Genomic DNA, 16,996 nt, shown 5'->3' with positions numbered 1-16,996 from the left:
CAGCTCGCCCAGGATGCCGTGCCCCTCCGGATACGCGCCGATCCGGGCGATCTGCTCGTCGCTGACGCCGACCGTGTGGAAGGCCGACAGCCTCCTGCCGTCGGGGCCGATGACACCGAGCGCCGCGTACTCGGCGTCCACGAGCGCCGCCGCGGCCTCGACGACGCTGTGCAGCGCCTGCTCCAGATCCAGCTCCCGCCCCACCGCGAGCACCGCCTCCAGGAGACTGTGCACCCGGTCGCGCGTCCCACGGGCCGCGTCCAGCCGTGCCTGCAACTCCCCCAGCAGTTCGCCAGCCTCAGCCGAGGCAGCCGTACGCGGGCCTGTCGGGCCTCTTCGGAGCTTCCCACCTGCACTCCTCCAGGTCCCCTCTGAGCATGGACACCCACCGGTCCGCTCGTGTGCCACCGTAGTGGTGGACACTGGAAGGCAGTAGGCCGAGTTCCCCGGGCCCCGCTTCGTCATCTCTTGCTTCCGGCAGCCGCGATGCCGGAGCGCTCTCCAGAGCGGCCGGCACTCTCCCCCGCTCCACGCGACCTTCCCGACGCCCGGGCGGAACACACGGTGTGCCTGGACCGACCGGCCCAATCGACAGGACCGACGGCACCTGCCCATTCGGACCCGGAGGGTCCGACGCTGGAGTTGTACCGAGCCTGCAGACAGACCGAGGAGACCGCTGTCATGGTCCGTTACGTTTACGACTTCGCGGATGGCGGCCGTGACATGGCCGACCTGCTCGGAGGCAAGGGCGCGAACCTGGCCGAAATGACCCGGCTGGGCCTGCCGGTCCCGCCGGGGTTCACCGTGACGACCGAGGCCTGCCGGGCCTTCCTCGCCACTGGCGTCGAGCCGCCAGGTCTCGGCCGTGAGATCTCCCAGCACCTGAGCGCGTTGGAGCGAGCAGCGGGGCGCCGGCTCGGCCGACCGGACGACCCGCTGCTGCTGTCCGTCCGCTCCGGTGGCCGCTTCTCCATGCCCGGCATGATGGAGACGATCCTCGACATCGGGCTCAACGACGCCTGCGTCCTCGGTCTGGCGAAGGCCTCCGGCGACCAACGATTCGCCTGGGACTCGTACCGCCGCCTGATACAGATGTTCGGCGGCACCGTCATGGGCCTCGACGGGTCCCTGTTCGAAGGCGTCATGTCCGACCTCAAACGTTCTCGCGGCGTGGCGAACGACCTGGACCTGAACGCCACGGACCTGGCCGAGCTCGTCGAAGCGTACAAAGACCTCGTACGCCGAGAGGCCGGCGAGCACTTCCCGCAGTCCCCCGAGGAACAGCTGCACCGTGCGGTGAACGCGGTCTTCGAGTCCTGGAGAAGCGAGCGCGCCCGGCTCTACCGCCGCCGCGAACACATCTCCGACGCCCTGGGCACCGCGGTGACCGTACAGACCATGGTCTTCGGGAATCTCGGCCCCGACTCCGGCAGCGGCGTCGCCTTCACCCGTGACCCGGCCACGGGACGGCCCGGTCTGTACGGTGACTACCTGGCCAACGCGCAGGGCGAGGACGTCGTCGCCGGCATTCGCAACACCGTCCCGCTGACCGCCTTGAAGGAGCTGGACACGACCTCGTACGCACGCCTGTGCGACCATCTGCGGGCGTTGGAGGCCCACTACCGGGATCTGTGCGACATCGAGTTCACCATCGAGCGTGGCCGGTTGTGGATGCTCCAGACCCGCGTGGGCAAACGGACCGCAGAGGCCGCGTTCACCATCGCCGCCGAGCTGACCGACGAGGATCTGATCACCCCCGACGAGGGCCTGGCCCGTGTCAGTGGACACGGCCTCGCCCGCCTGATGTTCCCGCGGTTCGACACCTCAGCCGTCGGCGAGGCGCTGGTCCATGGTCTCCCGGCCTCACCGGGCGCGGCCGTGGGAGCGGTGGTGTTCGACTCGGCCGAGGCCGTCCGCCGGGCCGACGCGGGCGAACACGTCATTCTCGTCCGCCAGGAGACCACCCCGGATGATCTGCCGGGCATGGTAGCCGCACAGGCGGTGCTGACCAGCCGCGGCGGCAAGACCAGCCACGCGGCCGTGGTCGCCCGCGGGATGGGCAAGGTCTGCGTGTGCGGGGCCGAAGAACTCGCCCTCGAAGCAGGTGCACACCGATTCACCGTCGGCGACACCATCATCGAGGAAGGCACGGTCATATCCGTCGACGGCTCCGACGGCACCGTCTATCTGGGCGCGGCTCCGATGGTCGACTCCGCGGTGATGCGGTACTTCGAGACAGGCACGCGGTCGGCGGGGCTGGTGGACGCCGTGGCCCGCGCCATGGAGAAGGCGGACGACGTCCGACGGCTGGAGGTACGCGCGAACGCCGACACTCCCGAAGATGCCGCCCGGGCCCGGCGCTTCGGTGCACAGGGCGTCGGGTTGTGCCGCACCGAGCACATGTTCCTCGGCGAGCGCCGCAAACTGGTCGAGGCGATGATCCTCGCCCGGAACGAGGCCGAGCGCGAAGAGGCGCTGCGCGCCCTCCTGCCGCTCCAGCGGCAGGACTTCACCGGAATTCTCCAGGCGATGGACGGACTGCCTGTCACGATCCGGCTCATAGATCCACCTCTGCACGAGTTCCTGCCCGATCGCACCGACCTCGCCGTGCGCGTCGCCACCGCCGAGGCGCAAGGCACCGCGTCCGATCCGCACGATGCCGAACTGCTCGACGCCGTCAACCGCATGCACGAAGAGAACCCCATGCTCGGATTGCGTGGTGTCCGTCTGGGGCTGGTCGTCCCGGGGCTGGTCGCCATGCAAGTGCGTGCGATCGCCGAGGCGGTCGTGGAGCGCACGAGGGCCGGGGGTTCCCCCAAGGCCGAGATCATGGTGCCCCTGGTCGGCGCAGTGGAGGAACTGCGCATCGAGCGCACGGAGGTGGAACGGGTCCTGACAGAGGTCTCCAAGGAGTCCGGCATCACCGTGCACTGCCCCGTCGGAACCATGATCGAGCTGCCCCGTGCCGCGCTCACGGCCGGCCGGATCGCTCAGGAGGCGGAGTTCTTCTCCTTCGGCACCAACGATCTCACCCAGACCACCTGGGGCTTCTCCCGCGACGACGTCGAGGCGGCCTTCTTCTCCGCCTACCTCGACAAGGGCATCTTCACGACCTCGCCGTTCGAGACGATCGACATCGCGGGAGTGGGCCGCCTCGTTCAGATCGCGGTCGCAGAAGGCCGCGCCGCACGCCCCGGCCTGAAGATCGGCGTCTGCGGCGAACACGGCGGGGATCCCGACTCCGTCCACTTCTTCCACACCGCCGGACTGGACTACGTCTCGTGCTCGCCGTTCCGCGTCCCGATCGCCCGCCTGGAGGCCGGGCGTGCTGCTCTCCCCGAAACGGAGCGCAGTGACAGCAGGTGAGAGAAGCCGGTATCGACGCCGGGGCCAGCGGATCGGCTCCGCCGCTGTGCCCCGGCCATCCACCTGCCGGTCCATGGACGGTTCGGTCCCGACCGCGCGTCGCTCAACCTCTGCCGGCCGATGTGCCGAAGGCGGCTGTGTCGTCGCGCTCTCTCGGCGAGCACCCGCGAACGACGAGTGGCGGAGCTGTCCGCCGCTTCCGGCGAGGCGACCGTCTCGGCCGTCAACGGCGCACAGTCGTGAGGCTGTTGCTCCCCCGAACGCACGACGCGAAGAAGAGGTCGTCAAGCGTGCGGCACGACGACCAGGACCGCGGTGACGCCGAGGAGGCCGTGCGATGAGTGTGATGACCACCGCCCTGCGCGACTCGCTCAAGACGCTCAGGCTGTCCGGGTTGCTCGAGACCTCGACGCCCGTCTCGCCCAGGCCCAGAAAGGCGAACTCGGACACCTCGACTTCCTCCAGGCCCTCTGCCAGGACGTGATCACCCACCGCGAGTCCGTCGCCCCCGAACGGCACCTGCTCAGGGCCAAGTTCGAGCAACAGGCCACCTCGGGCGTGCTGGATGCATCTTGATCCGCTTGGATGTCACCGCCGACTTCGCGACGCGAAGCCATCATGCAAAGGGGCGCAACCACGGTGGACTTGCTGAAAAATGTGCTGGCTGACAACGACTACCCTGGCCGCGGCGTGCTGTGGTGCACCACCGGCGACGGCACCACGCTCGGCGCCTACTTCCTCACCGGGCGCAGCCCCGCCTCCAAGGCCCGCACCCTGCACCGCACCTCCGCAGGCGAACTGATCGTCGCGCCCTCCGATGCGCGCGAACACGACCACCTGCGGCACTACGTCGCCGCCCGTCAGGGTCCAAACTGGCTGGTCTTCGGCAACGGAGAGCAGGTCTCCACCGTGGCCGACCGACTCGCCTCCGGACAGGCGCCTCTCCTGGCCCTGGACGGACTGGACTACGAACCCGACCCGCCGATCTTCACCCCCCGCCTGACCGTGATCGCGGACAACGAAGCCGGCCAAGCCTGGTTCGGCGCCGCCCGACACAGCGCCGGAAACCGCACCGCCACCAACCGGCTCACCCTGCATATCGGCGACCTGTCTCCCAGCGAGGGAGTGCTCATGACGACCTACCAATCGGTCGGACAGGAGGTCGCCACCAGCGCCCCGTTCACGGAGATCCGCACTACTGCCGAGACCAGCGGCGACCTCCTCGACGAGCTGTGGTCGGCGCTGCCACCTCATCTCCGCATTGCCGCCGCTGTCTTCACACCCGGGGAGCTGGCGGATTCCAGCATCCGACAAACCTCTCGCACACGCGTCTGACGTTCTTCCTGCGGAACCCGAAGGCTCGGCATCGGAGAATCCGCTCAGCAAGATCATCACAGAGTGCAGGGCCCAGACCAGGGGCTGGGGAATTACCTGACCACAGCCCCTGGGGAATTACGTGATCGTCCACGGGGAGGCCCCACTGGACGCCGAACGGCCCCTTATGCAGGGGCCGTTCGGTCCAGAGGTCGAATCGTTCATGCCGTGCCGAGGCGCCCGGCTCCGGCAGTCCAGGAGGCCGAATCCAGGCCGTACAGGGTGCGTCCGCCGACGAGTTCGCGTCCTGTGACCAATTCGGGATCGATGCGCACGAAGATCTCCTGCGGTGCCGGCACCCAGGAACGTGGTCCGCTACGCAGCAGCCGGGCGTGCTCACTGGGGTCGGTCACCGCGGAGGCCCCCCCGGTGACCACGACGCTCCAGCCCGACTGGGTGGCTGGGTCGACCTCGTCCACCTCGAAAGCGACCACCGTTCCGTCGATCGCGCTGACGAGGTCCGAGGAGGCGGACGTACGCACCAGCACCGCGCCGTCCGGCGCCAGGCAGAAGTTGACCGGCAGGACGGCGGGCAATGCTTGCCGCGTGTAAACGATGCGCCCTACAGGCGCCTTGACCAGCAGCGCCAAGCACTCGTGCCGGTCGAGTTCACGAAAACCGTCGTTGGCATACATGTGCCTTATCGCCTCTCACCCGACAACCCGGTACTCCACGGGTCCACCCTGGAACGCCGGTGATGCCCGCAACCAGGGTCCATCGGTCCCCCACTTCCTGAGAACGTCCCTGTTCAGACCACGATGCGGCACCCGCGACGGCGTACGGTGCGTGTCCCGGCGTGGACGTCGGCCCCCGTTCGGCGTGGCATCTTGGTGCCCGGCCACGCCGGGACGAGAGGCGGTCGGTGACGGGCAGGTAGCACGCCACGTCATGTCGGGTGGAGGCACCGGCAGGTGGCGGTCCCGCCACCTGCCGGTGGATCGGGCACGAGCGCACGGGGCAGGCCCGGGCCGGCGAACTGCCGAGCTCTGCCCGCTCCGTACGAGAAAGGAGACCGAAGGGCCGCGTCTCGCTCTCACGTCCGCTCGGGGACGACCGCGACGGCGCAAGCCGCGTGATGCAGCACGCCATGAGCGACTCGCCCCATCTGAAGTCCGAGGTGTCCTGAGCCACGCCGGGCACCGACCACCAGCAGGTCGGCACCTCGCGAGGCAGCCAGGAGCACCCTGCGTGTGGGGCCCTCCACCGTGCGTCGGCTCAGTTCCACATCCGCCGGCACGTCCTTCAGCGCCTCGTCGAGGACCTCGGCCGCACGCCGCTCGTGCAGTCGGGCGGGCTCCTCGGCGAGCAGGGGATGGTCAGTGGTCTCGTGCGCGGGGCATCGCCAGGCTCGCACGACGTCCAAGGTCGCGCCGCGCAGTCCCGCCTCCTGGGCGGCGAAGCGCAGTGCCGCGGAGCTCGTGCCCTTCTCGCCGACGCCCACCACGATCCGACCGTGCTTCCCTGCCCGGACCTGGTTGTCGTGGCTGCCACGCAACACGATGACCGGGCAGTCAGCGCGCGCGGCGACGCTCAGACTGACCGAGCCGAGCAGCATCTCGACGATGCCGCTGCGGCCCCGGGTGCCGAGCACCAGCACGGCGGCGGACCGTCCCGTGCGCACGAGTGCGTATTCGGGTTCCTCGGGCAGGACGTCGGTGGAGACCTCGACGTCGGCCTGGCGCAGGCGGGCCCGCTGTGCGGCGGCCTGCACGATGTCCTCGGCGATCACCTGCCCGGAGTCCTTGCCGAGGTCTTCCGCTAGCGCGTCCCCCTCATAGCGCTCCCAGAGGGAGGCGTACACCAGCCGCAGCGGCGCCCCGCGCAACGCGGCCTCGTCGGCCGCCCAGTCGACCGCTCGCAGGCTGGGCTCGGAGCCGTCCACCCCGACGACGACAGGAAGGTTCATCGTTCTCACCACCTCCCCCATGCCGCGCCCAGCCACGGCACAGCGACACGCCGGCCGACGCGGAGGTGGGTGACGCCCTCGCCGAGTTCCTCCACCGGACCGACGCCCCGGTGCCCGGCCACGAACGGCGGCTTCGGCTTGACCGGCCGGTCGCTCGGCACGGCATGGATGTCCGTGGGGCACAGAGCGGATGCCTCCACGCGGATGCGGACCTGACCGGGACCGGGCTCCGGGTCGGGGCGTTCCTCGAGGACAAGTGGCTCACCGAATGCTCGGACGACAGCTGCCTTCATGGATCTCTCCTCCTCAAGAGCGTTCAGCCGTGCCTGAGGCGATGCGATTCCAGCGTCGAATCCGGCGGATTCGTTGTGCAGGGGCCACTGGTCCCCATCCGCGCCGACCGGCCCCTGCACAGTGCGGCGCGTTGGACCGAGCGGTCAGTCCACCGCCGTCAGTCCACCGCCGTCCCCTCGCCGGAGGCCGAAGTCCGCGGCCCCCGGCGTGGAGGTCCGCTTCCCGGGCGGTGTCCGTGATGGCTGAACGTCCCTGCTCGCAAGGCCTGTTGGGCCTGCGCAACCATGCTGGGCGACGTACCTGAGGGTCGGCACCGGCTGTGTGCGTTCCGCCTCCCGGCAGACCAGGTGCCGGCGGATGCGGGCCTGTCCGGGGTGCGGCCGTCGGCGCCGACACCGCCGATGGACTCGGTGATCCACATGTGGGGTCGCCGGCGATCCGGGCGTCGTACTCGGGGGTCCGCGGGAAGCGGACGGCACGCCGGGCGACGCGCCGGTAGTCCGCGATGATCCGTCCGCAGCCGTGGACGCCGTGCCGGGCAGCACCGGTGTGCTCTCCGGCCCCGGCCTGAGGGCCGGGGCCGGGTCGCTTCCCGTACCGGCACCTCGGTCTGCTCAGAGATCCGGGCGGATCAGGGTGCCCGACCTGCCGTGCACGATCTCGTGCGCCGCGTCCAGAGAACCTATGGCGGCCAGTCCTCCGGTCCGTTCGACGAAGCGGGCGACGGCCTCGACCTTGGGGCCCATGGAGCCGTCCGGGAAGCTCATGCGGCGCAGTTGGGCGGGTGTGGCGTCCAGCAGGGGCCGTTGCGCGGGTGCGCCGAAGTCCTCGTACACGCACGGCACGTCGGTGAGAATCAGCAGGAAGTCGGCCTTCAGATCCTCGGCGAGCAGCGCGGCCGTGAAGTCCTTGTCGACGACGGCGTCCATCGCCGTCAAAGCCCCCGTGACGCGGTCCGCGATGACGGGCACGCCCCCGCCGCCTGCGCAGATCACGAGGGCCCCGCCGTCCAGCAAGACGTGGACTGTTTCGGATTCCAGGATCCGTTCCGGGGCCGGCGAGGGCACCACACGACGCCAGCCGGTGGTGTCCTGCGCCACGTGCCAGCCGCGTCTGCGGGCGAGGGAGCGAGCCACTTCGCGGGGGTAGACCTGACCGACGAACTTGGTGGGCCGTGCGAATGCGGGGTCTCCGGCCCGTACGAGCGTGTGGGTGACGAGGGTGGCGATGCGGACGCTGGGCAGGGCGTTGTGCAGGGTGCAGGCCAGCAGGGAACCGATCATCCCCTGGGTCTGGGCACCGAGCAGATACAGCGGGTAGGGGGCGCTGAGGGCGGGGTCGGCGACACTCTCCGCGGCGAGCAGGCCGATCTGGGGGCCATTGCCGTGGGTGACGACCACCTCGTGTTCATGGGCAAGGGCGGCCAGGGCAGTCGCAACGCGATCGATGTTGGCCAGCTGTACTGCGGCTTCGGGGCGTTCGCCTCGGTGCAGCAGGGCGTTGCCGCCGAGGGCGACGACTATGCGCATGACTACGGTCCTCCAGACTTGCGCACCCACAGCCATGACGCTGGGCAGCCGGGACGCCGCGTGGTCGAAGTCGAGCGACGCGGGCGAGGGGAAGGTCATGCCGCCTGTCCGTCGTCCGCCCAGGTCATGGGCGGATCACAGGATCCTGGGCCAAGAACATGCGGCCGTCGTCCGGGTCCGGGCGGGCGATGCCTTCTCCTTGCGCACGTCACTGCGGACGGAACAGTCCGCGAAGCAATGCTGCTGTGTCGTGCCGCGTCGAGGCAGCGGGCCGGACGGCCCGCAGAGGTACCGAAGGTCCCGGGACGAGGCGTCCGCCCGGCCCGGGGCGCTCATAGCGGCGGCACCGATCAACACGGTCGCCGCCGTTCATCGCGGGCCGATCTTCGAGGAAATCGTGCAGCTGATGCAGGACCGGAAGGTCGATACTCTGCTCGCCGGCGCCGCTTATTTTCGGGCCTCGGTCGCCCCCCGGCGCGCCATGTTCGCGGAGCCTGTCGTCAGGCGGGCGCCCGTCTCACCGCGAGACCTGCCGTGGATGGACTGCCCCGACGTGTTCGCGCGCCAGTGGTCGGGCGACGGCCCGGTACGGCTCTGACGCAACCTCGCGACGGCGCTACCCGGTGCGGAGCGGCAGCGGAACGGTGAGACTGAAAGAGCAGCCGACCCACAAGAGGCCGCCGATGACCCTGAGGGACTTCCTGGAACGGTTCCGTCCGGTGGGGACGCCGGGAGCGTCCGCCGCCGGCGTCCCCGCCGACCGCAAGGCAGAACGGACGGTGGAGCTGGAACCCGCCCTCGCACAGCTGATGGGCGCGCAGCAGGAGGCGGCAGGTATCCGTACCGCCGCTGAAGCGGCGGCCGAGGCCATCCGGCGCACGGCCGCGCAGGATGCGACACGCCTCGTCATGCTCGCCCGTGAAGACGCCCCCGAGATGCGCAGGAAGGCGGCGGAGCCCATCCTCCGGGAGGCTCGGCAGCAGGCCGAGGCCATTCGCGCCGCCGGAGACCTGGCTGCGTCGGCGATACAAAGGCGCGCCAGGGAGCGCATGCCGGATCTGGTGGAGCGTGCGGTGGCCGACGCATTGCGCCTGGCGGTGGAGCCGGGCGAAGTGTCATGAGCGCCGGCTGGGTGGCCGGGTCGGTACGGGCCAAGGCCCTCGCCGGCCGGTACCCGGGCGTCAGGGGTGCGCGGGAGATCGCGGCCTGTGTCACGCTCGACGACGCCCTGCGTCACTTGGCGGCGACCCCCTATTCCAGGTACACGCGGGCATCCGTCGGTCTCGCCGAAGCTCAGCGGGCGGTGACCGCCACCCTGCTGTGGCATCTGCGGGTGCTGGCCGGCTGGCTGCCCCGAGGTGGTGCTCGCCTCCTCGTTCCGCTGGCCGCGGGGTTCGAGATCGCCAACGTGACCGCCCGGCTCCTCGCGCAGGACGGACGCGGTCAAGGAGCTCCGGAGCCGTATCGTCTCGGGGCACTCGAGACGGCCTGGCGGAGTCTGGAGCATGCCGGAACGCCTGTGGAGTTGCGGGCCGCGCTCGCCACGTCGCCCTGGGGCGATCCGGGCGGCGACACGCCCTGGGCACTGGTCAGCGGCATGCGGATGGCTGCCGCTCGGCGCACCGCCGTCGCCGTGCCGCACGCGCGCCCGTGGGCCGAGGGGCGCGCCGCCCTGCTGATCGCCCGCGAACTGTTCGTCCACCAGCGCACTCTGCCGACGCCATTGCGACGTGACGCGGCTCGGCTGCTCGGGTCACGAGCGCCGTCCGCCGCCACCTACCAGGAGTTCCGTGAGGGCCTCCCCGAGACGGCCCGCTGGGTCGTGGCGGACGTGGCGGAGCCCGGCGGCCTGTGGCGGGCCGAGGCAGGCTGGTGGCGAAGGCTGGACAAGGACGGAGCTGTGATGCTGCGCGACGCCCGGCTTGGTCCCCGCGTGGTCGTGGGAGCGGTCGCGACGCTGTCGGTAGACGCGTGGCGGGTGCGGGCAGCGCTGGAATCGGCGGCGCGTGGCGGACGGCCCGAGGAGGCGTTCGATGCCTTGGGCTGACGTACTGACACCGGTCCGGATGCGCCGTGTGGCGGTGATCGTGCCGCAGGTGGCTTTGCGGGACGCACTGGTACGGGTCGCCGCAATCGGATGTGTGGAGCTGGACAGCACGGAGGAGGCTGCCCCCGGGGCCGCGGCGGCACGGCTGCAGCGGCTGCTGGGGCATGCCACCCCGACGGGGCCGAACGGCGGCACATCGGCCACCCTGGCCGCCGACCCGCCCGACCTCGATCTCCTCGAAAGCCTTCGCAGCGTCGCCTTGCTCGCCGGCGAAGCCCAGTTGGAGGAGCGCGCGGCAGGGGCCGTGCGTCGCGGGGAAGTGGCCGCGCTGACCGGATGGTGCCCGGCCGACGAGGTGTCCCGCGTCGCGGACCGACTGGCCGCCGCGGGCGGCGCACTGGTGGAGTTGCCGTTCCCTCGTGGCACCGATCCGCCGACGCTCCTGCGACCGAGGCGGTCCGCTTCCTTCAGGCCGCTGGTGACGGCCTACGGGACACCGGCCTACGCGGACCTCGACCTCTCGTGGCCTGCGGGCCTCGCTTTTGTGGCGATGTTCGGGATCATGTTCGGTGACGTGGGCCACGGGGCACTGCTGTTGTTCGGCGCGCTCGCGCTGCGCCTGGGGCGCCCCCGTCGGCTCACCCGGCTGAGCCGCCTCTGGCCGTTCCTGGCGGGCGCCGCAGTGGCCTCGATGCTCGCAGGCGCCGCCTATGGAGAGTTTTTCGGGCCGACCGGGCTGCTGCCGGTTCTGTGGCTGAGCCCATTGGAGAGTCCAGGCCGTCTCCTGGCCGCCGCAGTGATCTTCGGGGCGGGACTCCTGGCCGTTGCGCACGCCGCCGGTGCCGTCAACCGGATGCGTGAGGAGGGCTGGGTTACGGCGCTGTTCGCGGTGTCCGGCTACGCCGGCCTGCTCTTCTATCTGGGCGTCGCGCTGGCCGCGGCGGGCCTGCTCCTGCGCGGGCCACCCGCGGCCGTCTGCGGAGCCGTGCTCGCCGCCATCGGGCTGGCGCTGATGGCGCTCGGCCTGTTCCGTGCCACGGCGGGCGAAGGCTCCGGATGCGCCGGGACGGCTGTGCGGCTCTTCGACGTGGTCGTGCGCACGGGCACCAACACCCTGTCGTTCGCCCGCCTCGCGGCCTTCGGTCTCACGCACGCCGCGCTCGCGGACCTGGTATGGCGCGGCACTACGGGCCTGGCCGGGCACGGCGCCGCCGGAGTGATCGGGGCGGTGCTGCTCTTCGCCGGGGGTACCGCGCTGTCATTCGGCCTGGAGGCCCTGGTGGCCGGGGTGCAGGCCTTGCGTCTTGAGTACTACGAGCTCTTCTCCCGGCTCTTCGACGCGGAGGGCCGCCCGTTCCGTCCGTGGCACGTCCCCGCAGCGGGATCTCCCGACCGCACTACGAAGGTGATTCCATGCTCACCTGGCTGATCATCCTGCCGGTCCTGGCCGCGGTGCTCGGCGCCGTACGTCTGTTGCGGCGTCGTCGGGCCAGACACGCCTTCCGCTGGCTGCTGGTCACGAACCTCGCCCTCCTGGGCGGCGCATGCGCCGTTCTCGGCACGGCGCTCATGGGCCCCGCGCAGGCGTCGGCGCAGACCGCCACCTCTTCAGGAATGAACGGATCCGCTCTGATCGGGGCCGCCATCGCAGTGGCCGGGGCCTCGGTCGGGGCGGCGATCGCGGTGGCCTACACGGGTGCCGCGGCGCTGGCAGCGCTGAGCGAGCGACCCGAGATATTCGGCCGGGCCATGGTGATCGTAGGTCTGGCGGAGGGCATCGCCGTCTACGGGCTGGTGGTCGCCGTCCTGCTGATCGGAAAGGCGTGACGATGGGCACTGTGGCCGCCATCGGCGCACGCACCAGTGTGTGCGGTCTTGCCCTGGCCGGTGTCGACGTGCTTGTCGCGGAGGATCCGGACGCGGTCCGCCGTGCCTGGCAGACGCTCCCGGGCACGGTCGGCCTCGTGATTCTCAGCGCCGAGGCCGCAGTAGCAGTGGGGGACGAGGCGATGTTGCCCGGCCCGTCCCGGCCGTTGACCGTGGTGATGCCCGGATGACCGCCTCCTTGGACGCGCTGGACCCGGTGCGCGCAGAACTGCTGCGCGCGGCACGGTCCTCGGCCGATGCCGTCCTGGAACGCGCACGGGCCGAGGCGGAGGAAACCCTGCGTACGGCACGCGGTACCGCTGCCGAGGTGCGGGCTCGGGCCCGGGCCCGCGGTGAGGCCGACGGCGCCGCCGGGGCGGCCCAGGAACGGGTGCGAGCGTTGCAGGACGCGTGGGCGCTGGAGCTCGTGACCAGGTCGGAAGTCTACGCCGAGCTGAGAACCGCGGTCCGGGCAGGCGTGCGCCGAGCGCTCGCGGAAGGCGGCGCAACGACGGGCCGGCTCACGAAGACGGCGCAGGCACTGTTGGGAAGCCGGGCGCGGGTCACCTCTGTCGCGGAGGGTGGGGTGACGGCCGAGGTGCCCGGCCGACGGCTCGACCTGTCGGCGGACGCTCTCGCGGACCGCGCCCTGGAGCGTCTGGGTGCGCGGGCCGAGCGGCTGTGGAGGCCGCCGTGACTCCACCCGGTGCCTCTGGGGCGGGCCCCCTGGCGTCGCACGTCGGCCAGGCACCGCTCCGGAGCGACAGCTCCCCCCGGCCGCACGTCGTCAGGGTCGCCGGGCCTCTGGTGGAGATCGTCTGCCCTGCGACGGTCGCGATGCATGACCTGGTGATGCTCGGCGAGGCCCGACTGCCGGGCGAGGTGGTCGCCATCCGCGGCGACTCGGCCGTCGTCCAGGCGTACGAGTACACGGGCGGGCTGGCCCCTGGCCATCCTGCGGAGCCGCACGGCCGCCCGCTGTCGGTGCGGCTGGCCCCCGACCTGCTCGGCGGGGTCTACGACGGCCTGCTGCGTCCCCTCGCCGGCGCCGGCGACCTCCTCACGGCAAGCACGCCGAATGAGGCATGCGAGCGGCGCACCTGGTCGTTCACCCCTGTACTGACCGAGGGAACGCGCGTGTCGGCCGGGGACACCGTGGGAGAGATCGAGGCCGACGTGCCGCTGCGCGTCCTGATGCCTCCCGGCCACTTTGGCGTGGCGACCATGGTCGAGGCGGCGGGCGAGTACGCCGCCGACGCCGTGCTCGCCGTGGTGGGAGACCGAGAGGTGCGCATGGAGCAGTCCTGGCCCGTGCGCAGCCCACGGCCGGTGGTGGAGCGGTTGCCGGCGAACGTTCCGCTGAACACCGGGCAACGAGCTGTCGATCTGCTCTTCCCGGTGGCGCGCGGCAGCACGGTCGCGGTGCCGGGCGGCTTCGGTACGGGCAAGACCATGCTGTTGCAGCAGATCGCCAAGTGGTGCGACGCGGATGTGATCGTCTATGTCGGCTGTGGCGAGCGCGGCAATGAGATGGCGGACGTCATCGACGAACTGGCCGAACTGACCGATCCGCGTACCGGTGGGAGTCTGGCCGATCGGACGGTGACGATCGCGAACACCTCTAACATGCCGATGATGGCCCGCGAGGCGAGCGTGCACACGGGGGCGACGGTCGCCGAGTACTTCCGCGACATGGGCCTGGACGTCGTACTCATCGCCGACTCGACCTCCCGCTGGGCGGAGGCGCTGCGCGAGTTCGCCTCCCGCATGGGTGAACTCCCCGCAGAGGAAGGTTATCCGGCGGGTCTCGCCTCGCAGTTGGCAGCCTTCTACGAGCGAGCCGCCGTCGTGCGCACCCTCGGCGGCACGACCGGCTCGGTCACGGTGATCGGTGCCGTGTCCCCGCCGGGCGGCGATCGCACGGAGCCGGTCACCGCGCACACCGAGCGCTTCGTACGGTGCCTGTGGAGCCTGGATCGTGATCTCGCCTACGCACGGCATTATCCGGCCGTCTCCTGGGCGCAGTCCTTTTCCCGGGACGCCTCCGCCCTGGCCGCCGCCCATGCCCGGGCCGCTGCCCCCGAGTGGGGAAATCAACGGAGACGGGTGGCACTCCTGCTCGTCGAGGCGGACAGGCTGGCCGACCTCGTCGATCTGGTCGGTGTCACGGCCCTGCCGCCCCGCGAGCGGATCAGCGTGCTGGCGGGACGGCTGCTGCGCGAGGCCGTGATTCAGCAGAACGCCCTGTCCCCGGCCGATGCCTACAGCGGCCCCGAGAAGACCACGGCCCTCGTAGAGGCCGTGCTGACAGTGATCGATCGATGTCGGGAACTGGTCGACACCGGCTCCCGGCCGGAATTCGTCGAGGCGGCCGACTTCACTCCGCTGCTGCGGGCGCGTGAAGCGGCGGGCCCAGGGGACACCGCTGCCGTGGCGGCGGCCCGAGACACCGTGCTGGCGCGCCTCGAGGAGCCGATGTGAGCGGCAGCATCGAGATCGAGTACACGGGCGTGCGGGAACTGCGTGGACCCCTCGTGGTGGTCGAGGGCGTGAGCGGGGTCGGTTGGGACGAGTTCGCCACCGTCATCCTCGGCTCAGGCGAACGACGGCACGGGCTGGTCCTCGAAGTGGACCGCGATCTTGCCGTGGTGCAGGTCCTGGAGGGCACTGCGGGCATGGACCGCACCGGCACCCGGGTCGCCTTCTCGGGCACGCCGCTGCGAATCCCGGTCGGCGACGGATGGCTGGGGCGGGTGTGCAACGGGCGGGGCGAACCTGCCGACGGAGGACCGCCGGTACTGGGCGGATCGTACGCGGCGGTCGTCGGCGCGCCGATCAACCCGGCGCGGCGGGATCCGCCGGAGGAGCCGGTCCTGACCGGCGTGAGCGCCGTGGACGTGCTCACCACGCTGGTACGGGGCCAGAAATTGCCGGTGTTCTCGGTGGCCGGGCTGCCGCACCTGGAGCTGGCGGTACAGATCGCGGGTCAAGCGACGTGCGGCGGCGAGGCGTTCGCCGTCGTGTTCGCCGGTATGGGACTCACGCACGCCGACGCGGCGTTCGTCCGCGACGGACTGGCGGCACGCTCCGCCGCACGGGAACTGGCTCTGCTCATCAACACGGCCGACGACCCCGTGATCGAACGGCTGCTCACCCCCCGTCTCGCGCTGACCGTCGCCGAACACCTGGCGTTCACCGAGGGCCGTCACGTCCTGGTGGTGATGACAGACATGACCGCCTATGCGGAGGCGCTGCGCGAAGTGTCCGCGGTACGGAGCGAGATCCCGGCCCGCCGGGCCTATCCGGGCTACCTCTACAGCGACCTCGCGTCGCTCTACGAGCGCTGCGGGAAGATCAAGGGCCGTCCGGGGTCGGTGACCGTGCTGCCGGTGCTCACCATGCCCGCGGGCGACATCACCCACCCCGTTCCGGATCTCACCGGGTACATCACGGAGGGCCAGATCGTGCTGTCCGCCGAAGGGCACACGGCTGACACGTATCCGCCGGTCGACCCGCTGGCCTCGCTGTCGCGCCTGATGCGCAAGGGAGTCGGACCGGGCCGCACCAGCCCGGACCATCCGGCCGTCGCGGCACAGTTGATCGCCTCGCTGGCCCGGTCCCGTCAGGTACGGGAACTCGCCGACCTGATCGGACGACACGCGCTCAGCCCCGTCGACCTGCGCCACCTGGCCCTGGAGGACGCCTTCCGCGACGAGTTCCTCACCCAGGAAACCGGCGAGAACCGGTCATTGGCCGAGTCCCTGGACCGGGCGTGGAAGGTGCTGCTGACCCTGCCGCGCAGCCAGCTCGGCATGATCCCGGCCGAGCTGCTCGACACCCACGCCCCGCCGCCGGACGGAGAGCCGACGTGAGCACGCAACGACGCCGAGTGCCACCAGGCCGGGTCGGGCGGCTGTGGCTCGACCGACATCTCGCCACCGCGCAGCGCGGGGCCGACCTGCTGGAACGCAAACTCCGGCTGCTGCTGGACCGGGAGCGCGCGGAACGACAGGCAGCCGCAGACGCAGGCTCGGCATGGCGGGAAGAACTGGCCCACGCCGACACATGGCTGATGCGCGGACTGCTGCTCGGCGGTGAACAGGCGCTGGCCCAGTCGGTCCCCGCCGATCGAGCGCGCGTCGGCGTCGAATGGGCCGCACTGATGGGCGTACACCATCCCGCGGCCGTCACCTGGACAGCCCCCGTCCGATCTCCGGCGGAGCCGACACCGCCCAACACGGCGCTGGCGCATGCCGAGACCGCCTACCGGGCGGCGGTGCACGCCGCCGCGGAGTATGCCGCCCATCAGGCGGCGGCCGAGTTGCTCGCCGCCGAAGCTCAACGGGTCCGGCATCGGGTTCGCGCCCTGCGCCGACACTGGATTCCCCAGCTGCGGCACGAACTGGCCCTACTTGAGCTTGCGTTGGAGGAGAGCGAACACGAGGAGGCCGTACGCCGCCGCTGGGCCGCGTCCCGCGGTGCCATGTGACGGCTCGGCGAGAGCGCAGGACGACGGCGAGCTCATCGAGCCGGCGGCATGCCGTCACCTGTCGGCAGCTGCCGCGCTGGATCTCGGTGTGCCTCGCCTCGCCCTCTCGGCGCCGAGGCCGACGC

General features: G+C 71.1%; 16 protein-coding genes and 2 pseudogenes. 13 read left to right on the top strand and 5 right to left on the bottom strand.

Annotation, left to right across the window (positions count from 1 at the left end):
- Positions 1-350: pseudogene (locus tag H305_RS0109855) on the bottom strand (histidine kinase); the annotation flags it as partial.
- A 331-nt stretch (positions 351-681) separates the two neighbouring features.
- On the opposite strand from H305_RS0109855, the gene ppdK reads away from it, so the two are divergent.
- The 3 genes from ppdK to H305_RS0109840 all read left to right on the top strand — a co-directional run bounded on the left by ppdK (position 682) and on the right by H305_RS0109840 (position 4,701).
- Positions 682-3,366, top strand: coding sequence for a pyruvate, phosphate dikinase (gene ppdK / locus H305_RS0109850; protein ID WP_028800236.1), 2,685 nt, complete (start codon positions 682-684; stop codon positions 3,364-3,366).
- Between the two features lie 337 nt (positions 3,367-3,703).
- On the top strand, positions 3,704-3,850 hold the full coding sequence (locus H305_RS0109845; protein WP_324608092.1) for a hypothetical protein: 147 nt from the start codon (positions 3,704-3,706) through the stop codon (positions 3,848-3,850).
- Positions 3,851-4,005: 155 nt separating this feature from the next.
- Entirely contained in the window at positions 4,006-4,701 is a 696-nt protein-coding gene (locus H305_RS0109840; protein ID WP_028800234.1) for an IMP cyclohydrolase, read from the top strand.
- A gap of 200 nt (positions 4,702-4,901) precedes the next feature.
- Here the strand turns inward: H305_RS0109840 and H305_RS45255 are convergent, their stop codons facing one another.
- The 4 genes and pseudogenes from H305_RS45255 to H305_RS0109820 all read right to left on the bottom strand — a co-directional run bounded on the left by H305_RS45255 (position 4,902) and on the right by H305_RS0109820 (position 8,469).
- Positions 4,902-5,375 (bottom strand): pyridoxamine 5'-phosphate oxidase family protein, encoded by a 474-nt coding sequence (locus tag H305_RS45255; protein WP_051370485.1) that lies wholly within the window; start codon positions 5,373-5,375, stop codon positions 4,902-4,904.
- Between the two features lie 398 nt (positions 5,376-5,773).
- Positions 5,774-6,646 (bottom strand): universal stress protein, encoded by an 873-nt coding sequence (locus tag H305_RS0109830; protein ID WP_028800233.1) that lies wholly within the window; start codon positions 6,644-6,646, stop codon positions 5,774-5,776.
- Positions 6,647-6,657: 11 nt separating this feature from the next.
- Positions 6,658-6,939 (bottom strand): annotated as a pseudogene (locus H305_RS0109825) (alcohol dehydrogenase catalytic domain-containing protein); the annotation flags it as partial.
- 615 nt (positions 6,940-7,554) lie between these two features.
- Positions 7,555-8,469, bottom strand: coding sequence for a carbamate kinase (locus tag H305_RS0109820; protein ID WP_028800231.1), 915 nt, complete (start codon positions 8,467-8,469; stop codon positions 7,555-7,557).
- Positions 8,470-8,503: 34 nt separating this feature from the next.
- On the opposite strand from H305_RS0109820, the gene H305_RS0109815 reads away from it, so the two are divergent.
- From H305_RS0109815 to H305_RS0109770, 10 genes are all read left to right on the top strand, one after another.
- Positions 8,504-9,067: a hypothetical protein gene (locus H305_RS0109815; RefSeq protein WP_158690507.1), complete on the top strand. Its 564-nt coding sequence runs from the start codon at positions 8,504-8,506 to the stop codon at positions 9,065-9,067.
- 85 nt (positions 9,068-9,152) lie between these two features.
- Positions 9,153-9,590: a hypothetical protein gene (locus tag H305_RS0109810; RefSeq protein ID WP_234020704.1), complete on the top strand. Its 438-nt coding sequence runs from the start codon at positions 9,153-9,155 to the stop codon at positions 9,588-9,590.
- Positions 9,587-10,516, top strand: coding sequence for a V-type ATPase subunit (locus tag H305_RS0109805; protein ID WP_028800228.1), 930 nt, complete (start codon positions 9,587-9,589; stop codon positions 10,514-10,516). Before H305_RS0109810 ends, H305_RS0109805 begins: the two co-directional genes overlap by 4 nt.
- A complete protein-coding gene (locus H305_RS0109800) occupies positions 10,503-11,945 on the top strand; it encodes a V-type ATPase 116kDa subunit family protein (RefSeq protein ID WP_078628960.1) in 1,443 nt (480 codons plus the stop codon). The genes H305_RS0109805 and H305_RS0109800 overlap by 14 nt, the downstream gene beginning before the upstream one ends.
- Positions 11,930-12,343 carry an ATP synthase subunit C gene (locus H305_RS0109795; protein WP_028800226.1) on the top strand — a complete coding sequence of 138 codons (414 nt, stop codon included), beginning with the start codon at positions 11,930-11,932 and terminating at the stop codon, positions 12,341-12,343. Before H305_RS0109800 ends, H305_RS0109795 begins: the two co-directional genes overlap by 16 nt.
- Positions 12,344-12,345: 2 nt before the next feature.
- Entirely contained in the window at positions 12,346-12,573 is a 228-nt protein-coding gene (locus tag H305_RS0109790; protein WP_234020702.1) for a V-type ATP synthase subunit F, read from the top strand.
- Positions 12,570-13,079 carry a hypothetical protein gene (locus H305_RS45250; protein WP_037763096.1) on the top strand — a complete coding sequence of 170 codons (510 nt, stop codon included), beginning with the start codon at positions 12,570-12,572 and terminating at the stop codon, positions 13,077-13,079. The genes H305_RS0109790 and H305_RS45250 overlap by 4 nt, the downstream gene beginning before the upstream one ends.
- Positions 13,076-14,863, top strand: coding sequence for a V-type ATP synthase subunit A (locus tag H305_RS45245; protein WP_107439992.1), 1,788 nt, complete (start codon positions 13,076-13,078; stop codon positions 14,861-14,863). Before H305_RS45250 ends, H305_RS45245 begins: the two co-directional genes overlap by 4 nt.
- Positions 14,860-16,254: a V-type ATP synthase subunit B gene (locus tag H305_RS0109775; protein ID WP_028800224.1), complete on the top strand. Its 1,395-nt coding sequence runs from the start codon at positions 14,860-14,862 to the stop codon at positions 16,252-16,254. Before H305_RS45245 ends, H305_RS0109775 begins: the two co-directional genes overlap by 4 nt.
- Positions 16,251-16,871 carry a V-type ATP synthase subunit D gene (locus tag H305_RS0109770; protein WP_234020701.1) on the top strand — a complete coding sequence of 207 codons (621 nt, stop codon included), beginning with the start codon at positions 16,251-16,253 and terminating at the stop codon, positions 16,869-16,871. Before H305_RS0109775 ends, H305_RS0109770 begins: the two co-directional genes overlap by 4 nt.
- The last annotated feature ends 125 nt before the right edge of the window (positions 16,872-16,996 follow it).

The sequence above is a fragment of the Streptomyces sp. 142MFCol3.1 genome (assembly GCF_000424945.1).
Classification (GTDB): domain Bacteria; phylum Actinomycetota; class Actinomycetes; order Streptomycetales; family Streptomycetaceae; genus Streptomyces; species Streptomyces siamensis.
Note: the sequence above shows the minus strand (reverse complement) of the source record. Positions and strands in the feature narration are given on the sequence as shown.

Coding starts and splice junctions, on each gene's coding strand:
- ppdK (WP_028800236.1), top strand. CDS start 682: ATGGTCCGTTACGTTTACGACTTCGCGGATGGCGGCCGTGACATGGCC.
- H305_RS0109845 (WP_324608092.1), top strand. CDS start 3,704: ATGAGTGTGATGACCACCGCCCTGCGCGACTCGCTCAAGACGCTCAGG.
- H305_RS45255 (WP_051370485.1), bottom strand. CDS start 5,375: ATGTATGCCAACGACGGTTTTCGTGAACTCGACCGGCACGAGTGCTTG.
- H305_RS0109830 (WP_028800233.1), bottom strand. CDS start 6,646: ATGAACCTTCCTGTCGTCGTCGGGGTGGACGGCTCCGAGCCCAGCCTG.
- H305_RS0109820 (WP_028800231.1), bottom strand. CDS start 8,469: ATGCGCATAGTCGTCGCCCTCGGCGGCAACGCCCTGCTGCACCGAGGC.
- H305_RS0109815 (WP_158690507.1), top strand. CDS start 8,504: ATGACGCTGGGCAGCCGGGACGCCGCGTGGTCGAAGTCGAGCGACGCG.
- H305_RS0109810 (WP_234020704.1), top strand. CDS start 9,153: ATGACCCTGAGGGACTTCCTGGAACGGTTCCGTCCGGTGGGGACGCCG.
- H305_RS0109805 (WP_028800228.1), top strand. CDS start 9,587: ATGAGCGCCGGCTGGGTGGCCGGGTCGGTACGGGCCAAGGCCCTCGCC.
- H305_RS0109800 (WP_078628960.1), top strand. CDS start 10,503: ATGCCTTGGGCTGACGTACTGACACCGGTCCGGATGCGCCGTGTGGCG.
- H305_RS0109795 (WP_028800226.1), top strand. CDS start 11,930: ATGCTCACCTGGCTGATCATCCTGCCGGTCCTGGCCGCGGTGCTCGGC.
- H305_RS0109790 (WP_234020702.1), top strand. CDS start 12,346: ATGGGCACTGTGGCCGCCATCGGCGCACGCACCAGTGTGTGCGGTCTT.
- H305_RS45250 (WP_037763096.1), top strand. CDS start 12,570: ATGACCGCCTCCTTGGACGCGCTGGACCCGGTGCGCGCAGAACTGCTG.